At 41.1% G+C, this 17,633-nt stretch carries 22 protein-coding genes; 17 read left to right on the forward strand and 5 right to left on the reverse strand.

Going from position 1 to position 17,633, the window contains the following annotated elements:
* Positions 1 to 215 precede the first annotated feature (215 nt).
* The 5 genes from AC2YHV_RS09220 to AC2YHV_RS09240 all read left to right on the forward strand — a co-directional run bounded on the left by AC2YHV_RS09220 (position 216) and on the right by AC2YHV_RS09240 (position 3,159).
* Positions 216 to 1,250: a CAP domain-containing protein gene (locus AC2YHV_RS09220; protein ID WP_235568391.1), complete on the forward strand. Its 1,035-nt coding sequence runs from the start codon at positions 216 to 218 to the stop codon at positions 1,248 to 1,250.
* Positions 1,251 to 1,476: 226 nt separating this feature from the next.
* Positions 1,477 to 1,908, forward strand: coding sequence for a YlbD family protein (locus AC2YHV_RS09225; RefSeq protein WP_034313961.1), 432 nt, complete (start codon positions 1,477 to 1,479; stop codon positions 1,906 to 1,908).
* A gap of 12 nt (positions 1,909 to 1,920) precedes the next feature.
* The gene (locus AC2YHV_RS09230; RefSeq protein WP_034313959.1) at positions 1,921 to 2,163 is read left to right on the forward strand and encodes a YlbE-like family protein; all 243 of its coding nucleotides are present in this window, start codon (positions 1,921 to 1,923) and stop codon (positions 2,161 to 2,163) included.
* 60 nt (positions 2,164 to 2,223) lie between these two features.
* A complete protein-coding gene (locus tag AC2YHV_RS09235) occupies positions 2,224 to 2,649 on the forward strand; it encodes a hypothetical protein (protein WP_057278458.1) in 426 nt (141 codons plus the stop codon).
* A 60-nt stretch (positions 2,650 to 2,709) separates the two neighbouring features.
* A complete protein-coding gene (locus AC2YHV_RS09240) occupies positions 2,710 to 3,159 on the forward strand; it encodes a YlbF/YmcA family competence regulator (protein ID WP_098184685.1) in 450 nt (149 codons plus the stop codon).
* 174 nt (positions 3,160 to 3,333) lie between these two features.
* Here the strand turns inward: AC2YHV_RS09240 and AC2YHV_RS09245 are convergent, their stop codons facing one another.
* On the reverse strand, positions 3,334 to 3,657 hold the full coding sequence (locus AC2YHV_RS09245; RefSeq protein ID WP_034313954.1) for a hypothetical protein: 324 nt from the start codon (positions 3,655 to 3,657) through the stop codon (positions 3,334 to 3,336).
* A gap of 138 nt (positions 3,658 to 3,795) precedes the next feature.
* Here AC2YHV_RS09245 and AC2YHV_RS09250 point away from each other — a divergent pair, with 138 nt between their 5' ends.
* Positions 3,796 to 4,071: a YlbG family protein gene (locus tag AC2YHV_RS09250; RefSeq protein ID WP_034313951.1), complete on the forward strand. Its 276-nt coding sequence runs from the start codon at positions 3,796 to 3,798 to the stop codon at positions 4,069 to 4,071.
* A 54-nt stretch (positions 4,072 to 4,125) separates the two neighbouring features.
* Here the strand turns inward: AC2YHV_RS09250 and AC2YHV_RS09255 are convergent, their stop codons facing one another.
* A complete protein-coding gene (locus AC2YHV_RS09255; protein ID WP_063576924.1) occupies positions 4,126 to 4,515 on the reverse strand; it encodes a DUF7147 family protein in 390 nt (129 codons plus the stop codon).
* A 471-nt stretch (positions 4,516 to 4,986) separates the two neighbouring features.
* On the opposite strand from AC2YHV_RS09255, the gene rsmD reads away from it, so the two are divergent.
* Positions 4,987 to 5,562, forward strand: a complete 576-nt coding sequence (gene rsmD, locus AC2YHV_RS09260) for a 16S rRNA (guanine(966)-N(2))-methyltransferase RsmD (protein WP_034313946.1) — start codon at positions 4,987 to 4,989, stop codon at positions 5,560 to 5,562.
* Positions 5,563 to 6,054: a pantetheine-phosphate adenylyltransferase gene (gene coaD / locus AC2YHV_RS09265; protein ID WP_034313942.1), complete on the forward strand. Its 492-nt coding sequence runs from the start codon at positions 5,563 to 5,565 to the stop codon at positions 6,052 to 6,054.
* A gap of 39 nt (positions 6,055 to 6,093) precedes the next feature.
* Here coaD and ylbJ read toward each other — a convergent pair whose 3' ends face one another.
* Complete coding sequence (ylbJ, locus tag AC2YHV_RS09270) at positions 6,094 to 7,311, reverse strand: sporulation integral membrane protein YlbJ (protein ID WP_057278456.1); 1,218 nt, start codon at positions 7,309 to 7,311, stop codon at positions 6,094 to 6,096.
* 269 nt (positions 7,312 to 7,580) lie between these two features.
* Between ylbJ and AC2YHV_RS09275 the strand changes: the two genes are divergently transcribed.
* Entirely contained in the window at positions 7,581 to 8,378 is a 798-nt protein-coding gene (locus AC2YHV_RS09275) for a patatin-like phospholipase family protein (RefSeq protein ID WP_034313939.1), read from the forward strand.
* Positions 8,368 to 9,393 carry a SepM family pheromone-processing serine protease gene (locus tag AC2YHV_RS09280; RefSeq protein ID WP_057278455.1) on the forward strand — a complete coding sequence of 342 codons (1,026 nt, stop codon included), beginning with the start codon at positions 8,368 to 8,370 and terminating at the stop codon, positions 9,391 to 9,393. The genes AC2YHV_RS09275 and AC2YHV_RS09280 overlap by 11 nt, the downstream gene beginning before the upstream one ends.
* Positions 9,394 to 9,485: 92 nt before the next feature.
* Here the strand turns inward: AC2YHV_RS09280 and AC2YHV_RS09285 are convergent, their stop codons facing one another.
* A complete protein-coding gene (locus tag AC2YHV_RS09285; protein ID WP_427526044.1) occupies positions 9,486 to 10,691 on the reverse strand; it encodes a nucleotidyltransferase in 1,206 nt (401 codons plus the stop codon).
* Between the two features lie 219 nt (positions 10,692 to 10,910).
* Here AC2YHV_RS09285 and AC2YHV_RS09290 point away from each other — a divergent pair, with 219 nt between their 5' ends.
* From AC2YHV_RS09290 to AC2YHV_RS09305, 4 genes are all read left to right on the forward strand, one after another.
* Positions 10,911 to 11,432, forward strand: coding sequence for a YceD family protein (locus AC2YHV_RS09290; RefSeq protein WP_034313932.1), 522 nt, complete (start codon positions 10,911 to 10,913; stop codon positions 11,430 to 11,432).
* 65 nt (positions 11,433 to 11,497) lie between these two features.
* Entirely contained in the window at positions 11,498 to 11,671 is a 174-nt protein-coding gene (gene rpmF, locus AC2YHV_RS09295) for a 50S ribosomal protein L32 (RefSeq protein WP_034313929.1), read from the forward strand.
* A gap of 70 nt (positions 11,672 to 11,741) precedes the next feature.
* Positions 11,742 to 12,584 carry an enoyl-CoA hydratase/isomerase family protein gene (locus AC2YHV_RS09300; RefSeq protein ID WP_487373074.1) on the forward strand — a complete coding sequence of 281 codons (843 nt, stop codon included), beginning with the start codon at positions 11,742 to 11,744 and terminating at the stop codon, positions 12,582 to 12,584.
* Positions 12,585 to 12,663: 79 nt separating this feature from the next.
* Positions 12,664 to 13,284 (forward strand): RsfA family transcriptional regulator, encoded by a 621-nt coding sequence (locus AC2YHV_RS09305; RefSeq protein ID WP_034313926.1) that lies wholly within the window; start codon positions 12,664 to 12,666, stop codon positions 13,282 to 13,284.
* 44 nt (positions 13,285 to 13,328) lie between these two features.
* On the opposite strand, the gene AC2YHV_RS09310 is transcribed toward AC2YHV_RS09305, so the two are convergent.
* Positions 13,329 to 13,817 carry an N-acetyltransferase gene (locus AC2YHV_RS09310; RefSeq protein WP_034313924.1) on the reverse strand — a complete coding sequence of 163 codons (489 nt, stop codon included), beginning with the start codon at positions 13,815 to 13,817 and terminating at the stop codon, positions 13,329 to 13,331.
* Positions 13,818 to 14,289: 472 nt separating this feature from the next.
* Between AC2YHV_RS09310 and AC2YHV_RS09315 the strand changes: the two genes are divergently transcribed.
* The 3 genes from AC2YHV_RS09315 (at position 14,290) to bshC (ending at position 17,309) form a co-directional block, all read left to right on the forward strand.
* Positions 14,290 to 15,174, forward strand: coding sequence for a 2-dehydropantoate 2-reductase (locus AC2YHV_RS09315; protein ID WP_057278452.1), 885 nt, complete (start codon positions 14,290 to 14,292; stop codon positions 15,172 to 15,174).
* Positions 15,175 to 15,178: 4 nt separating this feature from the next.
* Positions 15,179 to 15,571 (forward strand): DUF3397 domain-containing protein, encoded by a 393-nt coding sequence (locus AC2YHV_RS09320; protein WP_034313918.1) that lies wholly within the window; start codon positions 15,179 to 15,181, stop codon positions 15,569 to 15,571.
* Between the two features lie 109 nt (positions 15,572 to 15,680).
* A complete protein-coding gene (gene bshC, locus AC2YHV_RS09325) occupies positions 15,681 to 17,309 on the forward strand; it encodes a bacillithiol biosynthesis cysteine-adding enzyme BshC (RefSeq protein ID WP_487373075.1) in 1,629 nt (542 codons plus the stop codon).
* The last annotated feature ends 324 nt before the right edge of the window (positions 17,310 to 17,633 follow it).

Consider the following 17,633-nt stretch of genomic DNA (forward strand, 5'->3'; position numbering starts at 1 on the left):
CGAAATGGTGGAAGTTGCAATGAACTCAACCATGGTATTTTAATCATTCACAAAAGTTCCATTTTTAAAATAAATTTAATGAAGGGGCAGTCTAACGTAAATTAGAAAAATATGATTGAACAGTGATATAATCAGGAAAGAAAGGTTTTTGCATTGGATACATAAATTAGATAGAGAGAGGGAGTGTTCCTCTGCGCAGTTTAGGTAAGGTGTTGGTGTTAATCATTATTTTTTTCGTAATCGGTATTTATCTTAATATCGGCGATGAAGATGAAGGGAACCCCCTTATTGATGGTAACAAAGGTGTTAACCCCAATGGACATATAAATGAAAGAAGCACTTCCTCTGAAAAGGAAGGGGTTACTGAAGTGACAGAAGGTCTGGCAGTAACGATCGGGAAAAATGCAAAAGAGATAGAAAGGGAATACGGTAAGCCGGATCGAATTGATTTGTCTGCCTATGGATATGAATGGTGGGTTTATAAAAAGGACTATAATCATTATTTCCAATTAGCCGTTGAAAATGAAAAAGTGGTATCTGCTTATGGAATCGGTGATGAGGTCAATGTCGCTCCTTTTAAAATTGGACAATCGATTGATGCCATCTATTCCAGTTTATATGTGGAACCAACTGTTGATATTGAAGTTGGTCATAGTTCCTATCGTTTTGAATTGTCGGAGGAAGATATGAACATGAGGCCGTTAATTGATTTAGGGAATATTAATGTTCAGCTTTATTTGGATAAGTTCACTGGTACTGTTTCAAGCATCCGATTCTTGAATGATTCCGCCCTATTGAAACAAAAGCCGTATGAGTTGACCTATCATGGTGAACTTGTGACAGTTAAGGACCTTTCAGATGAGGACATGGCGAAAGTGGAAGATGGAAATGAGCAGCAAATATTCGATATTACGAATATCATGCGCAGCAGATTTGATTTGAAGCCTTTAGAATGGGATGCCGCTACTGCGGAGGTTGCTTACCTTCATAGCCGGGAAATGAAGGACACCCCTGAAGGAACCCATGTTTCTGAAACAAAGGGGGATTTGGAAAATCGTCTTGATGCAGGTCATGTGAAATACAGGGCGGCAGGTGAAAATATAGCAGCCCATTATGTGGATGCAGCTGCTGTCATGGAAGGTTGGCTAAATAGCAAAGGACATCGGGATGCGATGCTGAACGAGGAATTTACAGGTCTGGGCGTCGGGGTATATAAAAATTATTACACCCAGAATTTCATAAAGAGATAAAAAAACGGACCCGATTTGGGTCCGTTTTCTTGTTGTGAATCATATTTTAAAAGGTCCCAACCATTTGCATTCCCCTCGATGAGGATCGTTTGCCAATGGAGGTTTTTACGTAACGAACTTGAATTCCTCAGTCACGCCTCATTCCATTAGTAAAGGAATTTATGCACTTTTTATCTACCTTTAGCATATGGTGCAATAGGCGATGTCTAAGTGTGAGGTGAGAGTAATGGCAAAAAGAAAGCGGCCCTCCGTGGATGGATTTCGGGAGTTTGTAAAGGAACATCCTCATTTAGTGAATGAAGTGAGAAGCAAACAAGCAACATGGCAGGAACTTTTTGAAGAGTGGTATTTACTCGGAGAAGATCATCCACGCTGGCAGGCTGACGGCAGTGTGGGTGAGCCTAAAGAGAATACAGGATCTCAATCACCGCCGGTTGAAAAGGGAGACCAAAGCACTGAGTTGATCGGTTCGTTAATGAATGCCGTTAAAAACATGGATATGGGGCAGATTCAACAATATATTACGAATGCCAATCAGGCCATCGGTGCAATCCAAGGAGTGCTATCTGCTTTCCAAGGGAATAAATCAGGTGATACCAGTCCTCCTCCAAAAGAAAAAGAGCAGAGAGCTAACCCTTTTTTATTCACCAAAGATTAAGGAGGGTTTTTCATGCGCCAGAATATATATGAATTCATTCAAACAAACGAAGATATGCGAAATTATTTGAGGGTTCAGCCTGCATGGTACAAAAGATTAATGCGTAATCCACATGAAGTGGATGTGTTTGAAACCGAAGCTAAATATTATTTTGAGAAGTCGATTCCACATCGGGTCTCTAAATTTTCGGAAAGCGTTCAGGTTGCCTCAATGATGCTTCATATGTTTCAAGCGATGAATGCTCCAAGTGAATGAAGAAAGTAAGAGTAAATTACTCCTTTTGGCGAACAATAAAGGCAAAAGGGGGACGATGGAATGAGAAAGTTGATATTGGCTCTAACAGTGTTGATGGCAGCGACAGGTTGTGGCAAGAAAATACCTGAACCTGAAAACTCAGGAGTAGCCATACAAGGTGTTTCTACACTAGAGGCTGCCACCACTGTATCGAGCATCCAAAACTCAGATGAGGACTTTCGGGTAAAAACATTTGTAAAAGGCAACTCCGTCTATGTTGAGTGCTACTTGAAAAACTATGGTTTTTCTGAATCAAATCCTGAACAATTGGCAACTGTGTCCGTATTTATTGATAATCAAAAGAAAGTCGATATGAAAACGGCAGCATTTATCGTAAAGGATGTCCCGAATGGCATGCATAAAATAAAGCTGGAGATTTTGAACGGTGCAGGTGAAAAAACAGGGCTGCAAAAAGAGCTTGAGGTACATATCACTTCCTCGATTTAATCAAACCATTAGCATCTAAAAGAGAGAAATGGTAAAATGATTGTGGAGGTGAGCTTGTTAATGCTTGCTACTATGGAAATCATCGACATTTTACATCAGGCTGATGGATTAGCTGAAATGATCCTTCATTCTGAAATAGGAGAAGAATATCTCCTTAGTTTATATAAATTACAAAACGACAAAGAGGCCCAGGGGATTATTTCCAAGTTTTCTTCGCTCAAGGATCTATTTGAAGATGTTCAAAGGTTCGGTAAATATCACCCGGATTATAAACGCATCAATTTAGAAACGAGGCAAGCTAAACGGGACATGGACATGCATCCTGCCGTTGCAAGGTTTAAGCGGGCGGAGACAGAATTGCAATCCGTTCTTGATGAAATAAGCGGAAGAATTGGCCGAGCGGTTTCTGAACAGGTCAAAACCCCGGCTGGGAATCCATTTTTTGTTTCATCCGGCGGATGTTCAACGGGAAGCTGCGGAACCGGGGGAAGTTGCGGGTGCTCTGCTTAAGGTAAAGGCCAGAATGGGACCATTCAGTGCCGGTATATAACATGCAGCCATCGAAATTCGACATTACTACGGAGTTCGGTGGCTGTGTCATGTTTGGAACCTCGCCGAGACATGGTCATGAACCCCATGCATGAACTATTATCTTACATATTTCGGTCACGTGGCAAAAAGCGATTAACTGCGATATAAAATACAATCCGGACAAAGGTTGCCGCAGCAAAACATCTTTTTCTGCGGCACATAAAAACGATGCCGGAATACATATAAATGTTCTTCCTGCCGTACGAAAATGGTTTCACAATGAAGCTGCTTGCCACGCATTGAAAGGCTTGCGGCTTTTTTTATTAAGAGGGAAAGCTTACCATCATCATTTGGTGCCGGATGATAATGGATATATATAAAGGGGATTCCTGTGAACTTTTTTATCGAAGCTTGGGTAATTTCATCATTATCTAATAGATGCACAATAAATTGATGCCAAATTTGGTTTAAATCCATCGTTTGTTTGGCTCCCTTCACAGTGTGTATATTCATAATAGTGAGAGAATTTTGTTTATAATCTTTTTTTCTTGGTTGAAAGTAAAGATTCTGCTATGCTACACTTAGTTAAAACCTTTATAAAAGGGAGTTATTGATATGCTTGGAGCGAGACAGGGAATCATCGTCTATTTACATACATTGAAACAAGCCAAAATGCTTAGGAAATTTGGAAATATCCATTATGTTTCAAAAAAGTTGAAATATGTCGTGCTTTATACGAATATGGATGAAGTGGAACCACTTGTGGAAAAACTGAATAATTATTCGTTCGTTAAAAAGGTGGACCTTTCTTACAAGCCTTTTTTGAAGGTGGAGTACGAAAACTCCAAACCGGATAAAGCGAAAGAATATGATTATAAAATGGGAATTTGAAAAAAGCTGACTCATGCGGAGTCAGCTTTTTCATTTTCAGGGCAGCAACATCTTTCAGCCTAATGGCGGCAGATATCTATTCATTCGCAAAATGCCGATTAAGTGCTGGTAGTACAACTCGCTTTCTGCAAAGAGCACCGAAGGTTTCACTTCGATTTCAATAATTGGCCTATCCAGTTCCTCAGCCAAGTTCTCAAAAAGCTCATAGCGTTTGTTTTTGGTTGCATGTGGGTTAGGGATACCTTCACGGCAAATGTAAAGCGGCTGGAATTTCCCGGGATCTGTGGGCTCCATGACGATGACCAATGACGTTACCTTTTTATCATTTATGGTAGTATGCATGGCCAATAGCCTTGCAACTCGATGTTTCTGATTGCGGCCTACTTCCAGCAACTCATATATATCGGAATATCCTTGTCCAATTTCAATAAAACGTTGAATCAATTAAACCTCTCCTAACTAACTTATTATTCATTACTTTATCATTATCCCTCATAAAAGAGAAGGACAACTTCATTGACGAATGATGACAAAGGGAATTGGGAATAAGTGGTTTATCAATAAAAAAAAGCCCTGCAAAAATATGCAGGGTCCTTCTATGTCTAACTAAGGACCAGAAGGCAAAGGGAGAGGAGAAACCGGAGGAAGAACTTATGGGGAAACGTAAGCCTTCTCCGCGGTTGGCAACAACACCTAAAAAGGAATGTTGTTATTCACATTATTGCCAAAAACCCTTTTATTATTCAAGATGTAAAAGATTTATAAAAAGAATGGATATCTTCTATCCATGGTACGAAATGATATGTTCTTTTCATCATGGAAATGAGGGCAAATGGGTTTAAATATTGGCTAGCTTTTTCTAATATGTTAGGATAGGAAAGTAACAGAAATTTGTCATAAAATGTGGTGAGAATGATGAGGGTCGTTTCCGGAATTTGCAAAGGAAGACCACTTAAGGCTGTACCGGGTACAGGAACCCGGCCGACTACTGATAAAGTCAAGGAATCCATTTTCAACATGATTGGTCCTTATTTCGAAGGAGGGCTGGTCCTCGACTTATTTGCCGGAAGCGGTGGACTGGGAATTGAAGCGTTAAGCAGAGGCATGGATAAAGCCATATTTGTCGACCGGGATTTTAAAGCAAATCAAACGGTTAAGGCTAATTTGGAACTATGCAAGTTTTCAGACCGTGCAGAAGTTTATAAAAATGATTCAGAACGTGCATTAAAGGCTTTGGTGAAAAGGGAAATGACTTTTGAATTGATTTTTCTTGATCCACCTTATAAGAAACAAAAGCTAGTCGAGATTCTTGAAGAAATACATAAATACCGATTGCTGAACGATATGGGATACATTGTTTGTGAGCATGGCCATGATGTTACTTTGCCAGAAAAAGTTGGTGACTTTACCGTTAAGAGAAAAGAAGTTTATGGCGTCATTGCCGTTACGATTTATCAATGGGGAAACGTACACGAACAGGGGGAACTATGAATGTCCAAAATAGCGATTTGTCCGGGGAGTTTTGATCCAATAACATTTGGTCATCTTGATATCATTCAAAGGGGAGCGAATGTTTTTGATGAGGTATATGTGGTCATCGTGAACAATTCAGCGAAAAATTCTCTTTTTACAGTGGAAGAGAGACTGGAACTGATTACTGAAGCGACTGCCCATATGCCGAATGTTAAAGTGGATTTCTATCAGGGATTGACGGTCGACTATGCTGAAAGCGTTTCCGCGAATGCCATCATCAGGGGATTGAGGGCGACTTCTGACTTTGAATATGAAATGCAGGGAACTTCGATGAACCGATTCCTTAACAATAAAATAGAGTCATTCTTTATCATGACGAAAAATCAATATTCTTTCTTGAGTTCAAGTATCGTGAAAGAGGTTGCGAAGTATGGCGGGGATATTTCTGAACTAGTGCCAAGTGTCGTCCAGAAAGCTCTGGCCAAAAAATACGAAGAACTGAAAGGATAGAAAAAAGAGCATTGCCAACGGGCAATGCTCTTTTTTGGTTTACGAAAGGCCTTTGAATAGCCTTTTGGTAAATATGATGATGTATAGGATTAAAAACACGAGTGTTAGAATGGGACCTATATCAAGCATGCTTTGATATAGGGAATTCGCGTGTTCACCGGATCCGCTGACCGGGAATGCGTTTATCGGGCTGCCGCTGTACATTTTGCCTTTATAGAAAGGTTCCCAAAGCAGGATGGTGATAATGGATGCAAGAAGGCCATGTGCAATCCTGGCCAGAAAAAAGGGAGTGAAACGAATGTCCGTTGCGGCAATGATGCTGGCAACTTGCGCTTGGATGCTGAACCCGTTGAAAGCTAAGATGAAACTTGTCATCACGGTTTGCTGAAAGAGTGTCGCCTCTTCGACCGTGCTGGTTAATTTTGAACCTAGAGTCATTTCAAACATGCCTGATATGAAGGGAAGGCTTAAGGAGTCCGGGAAATTAAAAATATGTAGAATTCCTCCGACCCCAGATGCTAGCAATCCGGTGATGTTCATATGAAATAAAAGCTTGTTCACCACAGAAAAGAGAATGATGAACCCCCCGATCATCAATAGGGTTTGGATGGATGAGAGTACCGCATCTCCAAGTAAACTGCCAAATGGCCTTGTTTCTTTTATTCTGGTACGATGCATTTGACCAAAGGCTTGTCTTATGGAGGGGAGCTTGGTCATTACTTTTGCATGGGATTTTTCTTCTTTCCAACGGTAAAAACGCATGATGATGCCTACACAAATATTTCCTAGGTAGTGGGAAAGGGCAAGGATGATCCCTAAATGAGGGTTGTGGAAAAAACCAACGGCAACGGCAACGAATAGGAACAATGGATTGGATGAATTAGTAAAACAAACGAGTCTTTCAGCTTCAATGCGGGTCAATTGTTCTTCTTGACGGAGCCTTACAGTGAATTTCGCCCCGGCTGGAAACCCTGATGCAAGTCCCATCGCCCAAACGAAACCTCCCACTCCTGGTACACGGAATAGGGGACGCATAAATGGTTCGAGCATGACACCAATGAACCTGACAACCCCAAAACTGATTAATAACTCCGAGAAAATCAAGAAAGGCAGAAGTGAAGGGAAAACAATTGTCCACCAAATATTCAGTCCGCCTTTGGAAGCTTCAAAGGATTCTTGGGGGAAGATGATCAAGCCAACTGCCATCATCGTGACGGAGGTAGCTAACAGTACTGTTTTAGATTTTGATTTTAGCAAAATTCAGCCTCCTCTTGAAGGTTACTAAATAAGGGCAGTTCGTTTCGTATATAATAAAATATGAACTTCTTTTTCTCGAAAAGTAAGCGCATGATGGAATAAGGATTGTACCGACATGTAAAGAGGGATGATCCGCTCAATGGAATATATCTGCCATGCTTGTTTCACTGTCAATATAAATAATATGCTTCTATAAATCCGTTTAAGACCATAACTTTGAATGAGTGTTATTTCAATATTTTGCACTAGTTAAAGCGGGAGGGATATCTTTGTCGAAACCAAAAGTCGGGCTTGCACTTGGGTCAGGAGGAGCTAGGGGGTTTGCACATATTGGCGTGATAAAGGTATTGCAGCAAGAAGGCATTCCGATAGATATGATTGCTGGAAGCAGCATGGGAGCAATGGTTGCAGCCTTTTATGGAGCGGGGTCGGATATCGAGAGGCTGTATAAGTTGTCCCGTGCATTTAAGCGGAAGTATTATTTGGACTTCACCATACCTAAGATGGGCTTCATTTCGGGTAAGCGGACAAAGGATTTAATCAGGGTATTTACATATGGCAAGAAATTTGAAGAACTTGATATTCCTGTGGCGGTGGTAGCCACTGATATAAAAACGGGGGAAAAGGTCATTTTTCAGGAAGGTCCCATCGCACCGGCTGTAAGGGCAAGCATCTCCATTCCCGGGATTTTCATTCCCGAAAGAATCGGAAACAGACTGCTTGTTGATGGCGGCGTAGTTGACAGGGTTCCTGTTTCAGTTGTAAAGGATATGGGGGCAGACATCATAATTGGTGTGGATGTAGCTCACGTGAAACAGGATATGGAGATAAACTCCATATATGACGTCATCATGCAAAGCCTCGATATCCTGCAAATGGAGCTAGTTAAAAGCAGGGAGTTTGCTTCAGACGTCATGATACGCCCCAGGGTTGAGAAATACAGCTCGAAATCATTTACAAACGTACAGGAAATAATTAGTATTGGAGAAGAAGCAGCAAGAGGTAAGATTGATCAAATTAAGCAGAGCATTGTTACTTGGAAGGAGTCCTTTGAAGATGAGCCGTAAAACGTATGTACGCACTTTCCTGGTGGTGGCTATACTTCTCATAGCATCAGCCCTTTATTCCCTACCTTTTTATGTATCGAAACCAGGAATGGCTAAAGAATTGGAGCCAATCATTGAGGTATCCGGGGGAGATGAAGCAAAAGGAAGCTTTATGTTAACCACTGTAAGGATGGGCCGGGCAAATATATATTCCTACATGATGGCGAAGTGGAGCAAATATCAGGAGCTTTATCCGGAATCCTCCATCAGAAGCGAAGATGAAACAGATGAAGAATATAATATCAGGCAGCTCCACTTAATGGATGGTTCTAAAAATAATGCCATTAAGATCGCATATGAAAAAGCAGGGAAAGAAGTCGAATACGAGTACCTGGGTGTATATGTTTTGGACGTGCTAAAAGGAATGCCTGCAGCAAAAGAGCTGAAAGCGGGCGATCAAATCATTCAAGTTGATGATGTTAAATTCAAGTCTGCACAGGAATTCATGGATTATATTAACGAAAAGAAGGCCGGAGATGAAGTTAAAATCGTTTATAAGCGGGAAGAGACGGAGAAAACGGCCGTTCTTTCATTGCAGCCTTTTAAAAATGATCCAAATAGGGTAGGAATCGGCATTTCGCTGGATGACAATCGAAGAGTGAACACAAAACCGGCAATTGCCATAGATTCAGAACATATAGGCGGTCCTTCGGCTGGTTTAATGTTTTCGTTGGAAATTTATAATCAATTAACGAAAGGCGATCTTACAAGTGGATATGACATAGCGGGTACGGGCACGATGTCTGATGATGGGACAGTCGGTCCAATTGGCGGAATCCAACAGAAAATTGTTGCAGCCGATAAGTCTGGAGCCGAGATATTCTTTGCCCCGAATGAAAACGGAGCAGCGGGTTCGAATTATGAAGATGCACTCATTGCAGCAAAGGATATTGACACTGACATGAAGATCGTGCCGGTTGACAACTTTGAAGATGCAGTAGCCTATTTAACGAAGCTAAATGGAAAAGGAAAATGAAAAAAAGCGCAGGCAGTCATCTACTGTCTGCGCTTTTTTTCATGATTAGCTTTTTACACTTAAGGATGAAACGGCCAATCTTGAATCCTTCTTCATTTGAAAATGATGGGAGATTCATATTCACGTTTCATCAATGCAGCTTGATGCGGCTCGGGCAAGCCCAGGGCATACACCTGTGCTGCTCGCAAGTCCGAATCGATGTCCTGCTTCCGATAGGACGAAAGTTTAGAGATGAGAGGGAGGGGCAAGCCTTTTTTTACAGAACGAAGATATTCTTGCCCCCGGCCATTCATGCCAAGAAGTCTGATATAGGCCGGTTGGTCATTATGAATTACCTGTTCCTTGAATGTATGCGTCAATATATGGACACACATCCGCTGCAGCCGTGTCCATGTGTAGCGTTTTGTCTTCAGCGCTGCCATGAATCCAGAAAAGCTCGAAGATTGTTTGGCCATCTCCTTCATTCGGTGCTCTATGCCTTCCTCAACTTCGTATATTCCTGCCAATTCGGTTAAAGAGGAAGAAAGGATACGGTATTTCAACATGGACCAGTACATTTCCCAGTCATGCAAGGCATGGTAGCGCGTTAAATATTGCTCAAGGCCACTCATTGTCGCTTGAGGAATATAACTGGAAACAGAATGTAATTCCTGGTGTTCATGGATGGCTTTACGTATCCCCGTTGCGCTGGCAATAGGGTCTTTGGACAACTTTGTTTCATGGTACCCTGCAGCGACCCTTTGAATCGTATAAGGGCGAATGGAGTAGCCGTTTGAAAGGGCAGCACTTACATATTCTTTTCCAAGGATATTATTCGGCTTCGTCAAATCCAATGCCGCATCACCATGGATGATTGAACGATAAGCCTGGGCAGCACTTGACGGATAACTATTACCGGCATCCATGGCCGATTTGATTGCGGCATCGAATGCAGCGGAATTTTCCGAAAGGATTTTGTGGGCGATGATGAATGGTTCAATTTTGCCATCCTCGCTTCCGAAGCAAAAAGAGTCACAGCCTAGCGATTCCAAAAGAGCAATAGATCCTTTTGCAAATATTTCTGCCTTCTGTGTCGCGAAAGCATATGGCAGCTCAATGACAAGATCAATGCCGCCATTCAAGGCCATTTCGGCGCGTGTCCACTTGCTGACGATAGCTGGCTCGCCACGCTGTAAGAAGGGCCCGCTCATAACAGCGACAACGACATCTGCCCCTGTTTTTTCTCTACTTTCTCTTGCATGTAAAACATGTCCATTGTGAAAAGGGTTATATTCGACTACTAAACCGCAAGCTTTCATTCGTTCACCTCAGAGAAAAACTTTGTATTTTATCAACTTAGTGCTAAAATAGTATTTCAAGTAAAATTACTATAAGTAATCGTCTGGATTTTTTGTTAGAAATGATTCATAAAACTTAGACAATCAGTTAGGATGACTACATTATAGTGTAAAGAAAAAATATTGACAAACTTATAATTGAAAGCTATAATTATTTTTGTTGCCTTGAGGTGATTTCATTTGAAATGGACGATTAGTCAACTTCAAAAAATTCGGGACAAAGATTTACGGTTTGATGAACTGGTGGATGTCTTGGACATTAGAGAAAGAGACCCGCAAATTCGCGATGTTTCTCCGATCAGAGTAGAAGGAAGAGCTGATATCAGCTCGACCGAGATTACTTTTCACTTGCATCTTTCAGGTGAATTAACATTACCTTGTTCCCGTACACTGGTAGACGTTAAATATCCGATTGATATTGATACAAAGGAAACCTTTCTTTTAAAGGCAGATGGCACAGATTTCTACGGAGATGATGTCACTGTTGTGGAAGGCGACGTTGTAGACCTAATACCGGTAATTAAAGAAAATTTATTGCTAGAAATTCCGATGCAGGTTTTTTGTGAGGATGTCGATTCGAATGAAGCTGCTCCTCAATCTGGGAAAGACTGGGCTGTTATTTCCGAAGAGGAAAATGAGCATAAGGTTGATCCGAGATTTGCAAAGCTTGCCGACTTTTTTGACAACAATAAAGAATCTTGATTGGAACGAAAAATCGTTAATCCGATTTTTCCAGCTTTTTTATATTTTTTAAGGAGGTGGGAATAATGGCTGTACCTTTTAGAAGAACGTCGAAAACTGTAAAAAGAAAACGTCGTACACACTTCAAGCTTCAAGTACCTGGTATGGTAGAATGCCCGAGCTGTGGTGGAATGACTCTTTCACATCACGTTTGTAAAGAATGTGGAACATATAAAGGAAAAGAAGTTGTCGCAAAATAATTTCTTGACCTACTTGAGAGCTTAGCTCTCTTGATGCAACACGCTAATCAAAGCGCAGGGATTTTTCTCTGTGCTTTTTTTACAAATTTATTTGGCAGAATATTTTGAATCATTCGCGTTTGCCGATGATTTTGGAGAAGGTGTATACATGGATCAGGTGATTGAAGTTGAAAAGGGTAAACGCGGTTTCATGAAGCTCCTATTTAATAGACCGGAGAAAAGGAATGCCGTGAATTATCAGCTGATGGATGAACTTGAGTCGATATTATCGGAAGCTGCATGCGATGATGAAGTTAAGTTGCTGATCCTGACCGGGGCGGGCTCTGAGGCGTTCTGTTCAGGCGGGGATCTAAGGGAATTTCAGGATTTGCATACAGAAGAAGAGGCCTTTGCTATGTTATCGAAAATGGGTGAAATTCTGTATAAACTAGCAGTTTTCCCAAAACCGACAATAGCGCTAATCAATGGAAGTGCTTTCGGCGGCGGATGCGAAATAGCGACAGCTTGTGATTTCAGGTTAGCAAAGAGGGAAGCTAGGCTAGGGTTTGTACAAGGTACTCTAGGAATAACGACTGGCTGGGGCGGAGCTTCGCTTTTACTTGAAAAAATACCAGAGCAAAAAGCGCTAAAGCTATTATTGGATGCAAAAGTACATAAAGCTGAGGAAGCGAAGGAACTTGGTTTCGTAGATGAGATAGTCGGAGAAGGTACGGATGGATGGGAATGGTTTGCGGAAGATTTTCTTCGCCATGAGACAGGGGTATTGATGGCCTATAAACGATTGCTGGTACATAAATGGCAGGATAGCGGGCTTAAAGGAAGAATGGATGCGGAAATCCGGGAATGTTCCAAACTGTGGGCGAGTGATGAGCATCATGCTGCAGTCGAGCGTTTTCTAAATAAGAAAAAATAAATATTACACGCTCTATATATCTTCTATCTTTCCTAGCATGTGCATATTATGAATTAAAACTTGCTAAGGAGGTAGAGAGATGACGATTGCGAGACAAGATGCATGGACTCATGATGAGGATCTGTTGTTGGCTGAAGTGGTACTGAGGCATATACGGGAAGGCAGTACACAATTAAAGGCGTTTGAAGAAGTGGGGAAACAGTTATCGAGGACATCTGCTGCTTGTGGGTTCCGTTGGAATTCATTTGTTAGGAAGCAATATAAATCAGGGATAGAGCTGGCGAAAAAACAAAGGAAAGAACAGGTAGTCAATAATCCTGAAGTGGAAAGGGATTCGATTGCAACGGTCGAAAATGTCACGATTGAAGAAATAACGCCCGAGCATGAAGATAAAGAATCTATTACCCTTCAGGAAGTTATATTATATTTAACCAAAATGGATGAATTCTTTCAGCTTGATAATAAGGAAAAAGAACGGATTTCTGAGCGTTCCCTATTTCTTGAACGGGAAAATGTCCGATTACTGGAAGAGAATGTCCTGCTTAAGGAAAACCTGAAAGCTGTTGAGGAAGATTATCGTGCGTTAATGCAGATCATGGAGCGCGCAAGAAAACTTAGTGTCCAGGAGGACGAAAAGGCGAATCCGAAGGTGAGTTTCCAAATGGATAAGAATGGTAATTTGGAAAGGGTCAATAAATAAAAAATGCGGGTGGGAAAATCCGCCCGCATTTTCTTGATGCTTCCTTATTCTTGTGTATCTATTTCTTTCTTATCTTGTACGTCAAATGGGCTCCAAATCAGCGGGTTTTCTCCGAGGTCCCTGTCCAAATCATAGGAAACAGCAGAAAAACCCATCTTTTTCCAAAAGTCTTGTGAATGGACTCTTGGGTTAGTTTTGATAGGCATGTTCAGGCTTTTGGCGAATTCGACCAAAGCTCTTCCATACCCTTTTTTCTGATAGTTAGGCAGGACTTCAAGTTTCCAAAGAACAAGGAAATCCCTGGAATTGTCAAAATACTGGTCGAATTTAGCGCTTCTTTTATAAAGGCTCATTCGAGCTACAAGTTTATCGCCATAAAAGATTCCGTAAAAAGGTGATTGGCTGTCATTTTCAATGATGTTACCTTCTAAATCATCTAGCATGGACAGTTCCTGTATCCCGTATTCTTTGAATTTTTTGAATTCCTCAAGCGTTTTAAAATTTACAAGTAATCGTTCAACCTTGTATTCCATAAAAAAGCTCCCCCTTAATTCTGATAAACCTCTTCCGATAGTACCCTTTGAAAGTCATCCCACTGATCTTTGCCATGTGGAATTTCAACTTAGGTTAAATCTAGTATGACATCATCGACTTATCCTAGCTTACTAAATGCTTATAGCCTTTTATTCCCCGCCCTTTTCCCTTCAATTTCTTTTGGGGTGAGTTTGGAGTTATATTTTGTTCCTGTAAAGTCTTCAAAATGGCTAAGCTTTTCGTATCTAATATACCATTAAATTAACACTTAAAGAAGAAAATATTATATCTTCAATGGCGTATTAAACATTCTTTCCGTTGGTATTTTATGACGAGCCATCGTTAATGGCAGTTCCATCGTTTCATTCAATCGGAATGGCTGTGTTTTCCAACGATGGGAAAATTCGTGCAGGCTAAAAAAGATAATGTGATAAAATAGTAAATATATTTCAAAAAGTAAGGAAGGTTATCATGAGAATTGGAATCATTGGCGGAGGGGCCATAGGGCTGCTGTTTGCGTCCCGTTTAAGTGAAAAGCATAATGTGACTCTCTATACCCATACTGCGGATCAGGCGTCCATCATCCAACGTGATGGAATCCGTCTTATTGCGGATGGTGAAAGCCGACTGCAGACGGGCATCATGTCCAAGGGGCTGGATGAAGGGATATCGGATGTGGATCTTCTTATAGTGGCCGTCAAGCAATATCACCTGCCGCAAATACTGCCTAGGATCAAAGATTTTCAGGTTCCATTGCTATTCTTGCAGAATGGCTATGGGCATATTTCTTATTTAAAGCAGCTTCAATCCCCGACCATATATGTGGGGGTAGTGGAGCATGGAGCATTGAAACATGACGGGAATACCGTGGAGCATACGGGACTGGGCATGACAAGAATCGCTTCCTTTAGCGGGGAACTTGAGCAACTATCGCTAGTGAATGAAAGGATCGATCATTTTCCTTTTACGAAGAGTGAAGATTTTCACTCGATGCTGATGGATAAGCTTGTCGTCAATGCGGTGATAAATCCATTAACGGCGATACTTGGTGTGGAAAATGGCGGTTTAATCACTAACTCTTTTTACTACCAATTATTTCAAGAACTTTTTGAAGAAATCTCCGGTATTTTGGAAGTTCAAAATAAGGATGAGTCATTTGAACATGTTAAAGCCGTTTGCATCGCAACTGCGGAAAATCGATCTTCCATGCTAAAGGATCTAGAAAATGGCCGTAAAACGGAAATTGATGCCATTTTGGGTCATATCCTCTCGGAGGCAAAGAGTAAAGGGAAAAGTGATTGCCTGACGTCTTCTCTATATAAGATGGTCAAAGGAAAAGAGTCTCAGGGGGGATGAGGATGTGCCGTACGTAGTTTCAAGCCTTGCCGCGATATTTATTACCTTGCCTTTCGTAGGGTATATACTTTTTTTTATAGGTGCCAAACAATTCACTGGAAACCATCGGCGCTCCGTTCAATTTGCAATGGACATGAGTACGCTGCTGTTCGTATTGTCCGTCCATTATTTGATCATTACGATCTGGGATATGCAAATTATTTGGGTGATCATGCTCATCATGCTCATCAACGCATTCGTGGTGGTTCTTGTCCATTACAAGGTAAAAGAAGAAATCATTTTCCATAAGGTATTAAAGGGTTTTTGGAGAGTGAACTTCGCCTTTTTTTTCGTGGCTTACCTTCTATTGTTTTCCATTGGAATAATTACAAGTATTACGAAGATATTGACTACATAACATAGAACATCGCATCAATTTTCTGCTGCTGGGCAACTTCTTTTGTTTTCTTAAACCGGAATGTTATACTCTAAAAAGAATTGTAGTTGCAGAGAAAGGGAGAACAGAAATGGAGATGAAAGATCTCGCGTTACCATCTTTAAACCGTTTTGCATCGGACTATTTACAAAACCGTCTTGAAACGGAGGATTATTTTCACTATGACTTGTCTAAGCCTGACATTTATCACAATAGATATGAAGAATTGATGAACCGCTCTTTTTCACGTGATGAATTGTCGGATTACATACAACAATACATGTCTCGTCTTTCATTCAGTGAGGCAGTTAAGGGTAATATTGGAAGGCTGCGCAGGGATGATTCCGTTGTTGTGATTGGAGGACAGCAGGCTGGGTTATTATCAGGGCCGCTGTATACCATTCATAAAGTGATATCGATCATTAAGCTTGCGGAAGAACAGGAAAAAAAACTGGGGCAGCCAGTCATTCCGGTTTTTTGGATAGCTGGAGAAGATCATGATTTGGCTGAGGTCAATCATGTTTATGTTATGAAAAACGGAAAACCCGATAAAAAAACCTATCCTTCCTACCAGCCATATAAAACAATGGTTTCTGATGTGGAGCTGGAAACGGAAAAGGCAGAGAAGTGGCTTGAGGAAATCATTGAAACTTATGGAGAAACGGAATTTACGAACAAACTCCTGATTGATATGAAGGAGACCATTAAGAGATCGAATACCTTCGTCGATTTCTTCGCCGAGCTGATTCATGAATGGTTCAAAGAATATGGCCTTTTACTAGTCGATGCCGGAGATCCGGATTTAAGGCGAATTGAGAAGGCATACTTTGAATCGATGGTCAATGAAAGTGGACGGATTGCTGAAGTGGTCGAGGAACAGCAATCATTCATGCATGCGAAAGGGTATGCAAAAATGATTGAAATGGATAAACGCGCCGCTAATTTATTTTATTATGATCCAGAAAAAAAAGATCGATGTTTACTCGAACGTGTAGAAGGCGGTTTCAGCGGAAAAAACGGTGAGGTATCATTTACCGGGGAAGAACTCTTGCAGATAGCCAGAAATCATCCAGAACGATTAAGCAACAATGTCATTACACGCCCGCTCATGCAGGAAATGCTTTTCCCTGTATTGGCATTCGTTTCTGGGCCAGGGGAAATAGCCTATTGGGCAGAATTAAAAAAGGTGTTTGAGTTGTTTTCCATGAAGATGCCGCCAATCATTCCTAGGTTGAATATCACGCTGGTGGAGCGGAGTATCCAAAGCGACCTTGAAGAAATGGAACTCAGTTTGGAAACTGTTCTGACTGAAGGAACCGCTAATGCTGTGGAAAGTTACCTTGATTCCGTTAAAGATGAAACGATTGACACCCTGTTCGGGACGCTGAAATCACAGCTTGAAGAGAACCATGAAAAGCTTTTTGTCCACGCTGTCTCTTTGGATAGGGGGCTCGAGCCGATGTTGAACAAGAACATTGAATTCATTCAAAAGCAATTGAATTTCATGTATGGCAAAATCGGTGACCGTACAAAGGAACGACATTCGGTCATCTTGAAAAAATATGATCGGATAGCAAATTCGCTGTACCCTCTCGAATCACCCCAAGAGAGGATTTGGAATGTGTTTTATTACTTGAATCAATATGGGCCAGAGCTCGTAAGGGATATGATGAAACTGGACTATCGCTTCAATAATCAGCATAAATTGATTTTCATTTAGAAAAACCATCCCTTTTTGGGGGAAAGTGGCGGGTAGATCATTTTGAATACGGTGGCCACAAACCAATCCTGATGGAGGGATTGAAATGTGAAAAAAGACAGGTGCTAAAGCCTGTCTTTTTTTCTGTTTCCTGAGTACTTGTCAGGCGGGGCTTCGACAGTAATGGTGGGCCTGCGTCTAAGTTTGAGTGCATTCGAGGGAAATGCACGTTTCTTTGAATAATTTGGCTAAATAAACTTAATAAGAAAAGAAGGTAATTTTTACTTGGAAGGAGAAAGTAAAAACAAGTGGAGAAAGGTGGGGGAATGTGGTACATTGAGATTA

It is taken from the genome of Peribacillus sp. SRI_006 (assembly GCF_057586375.1).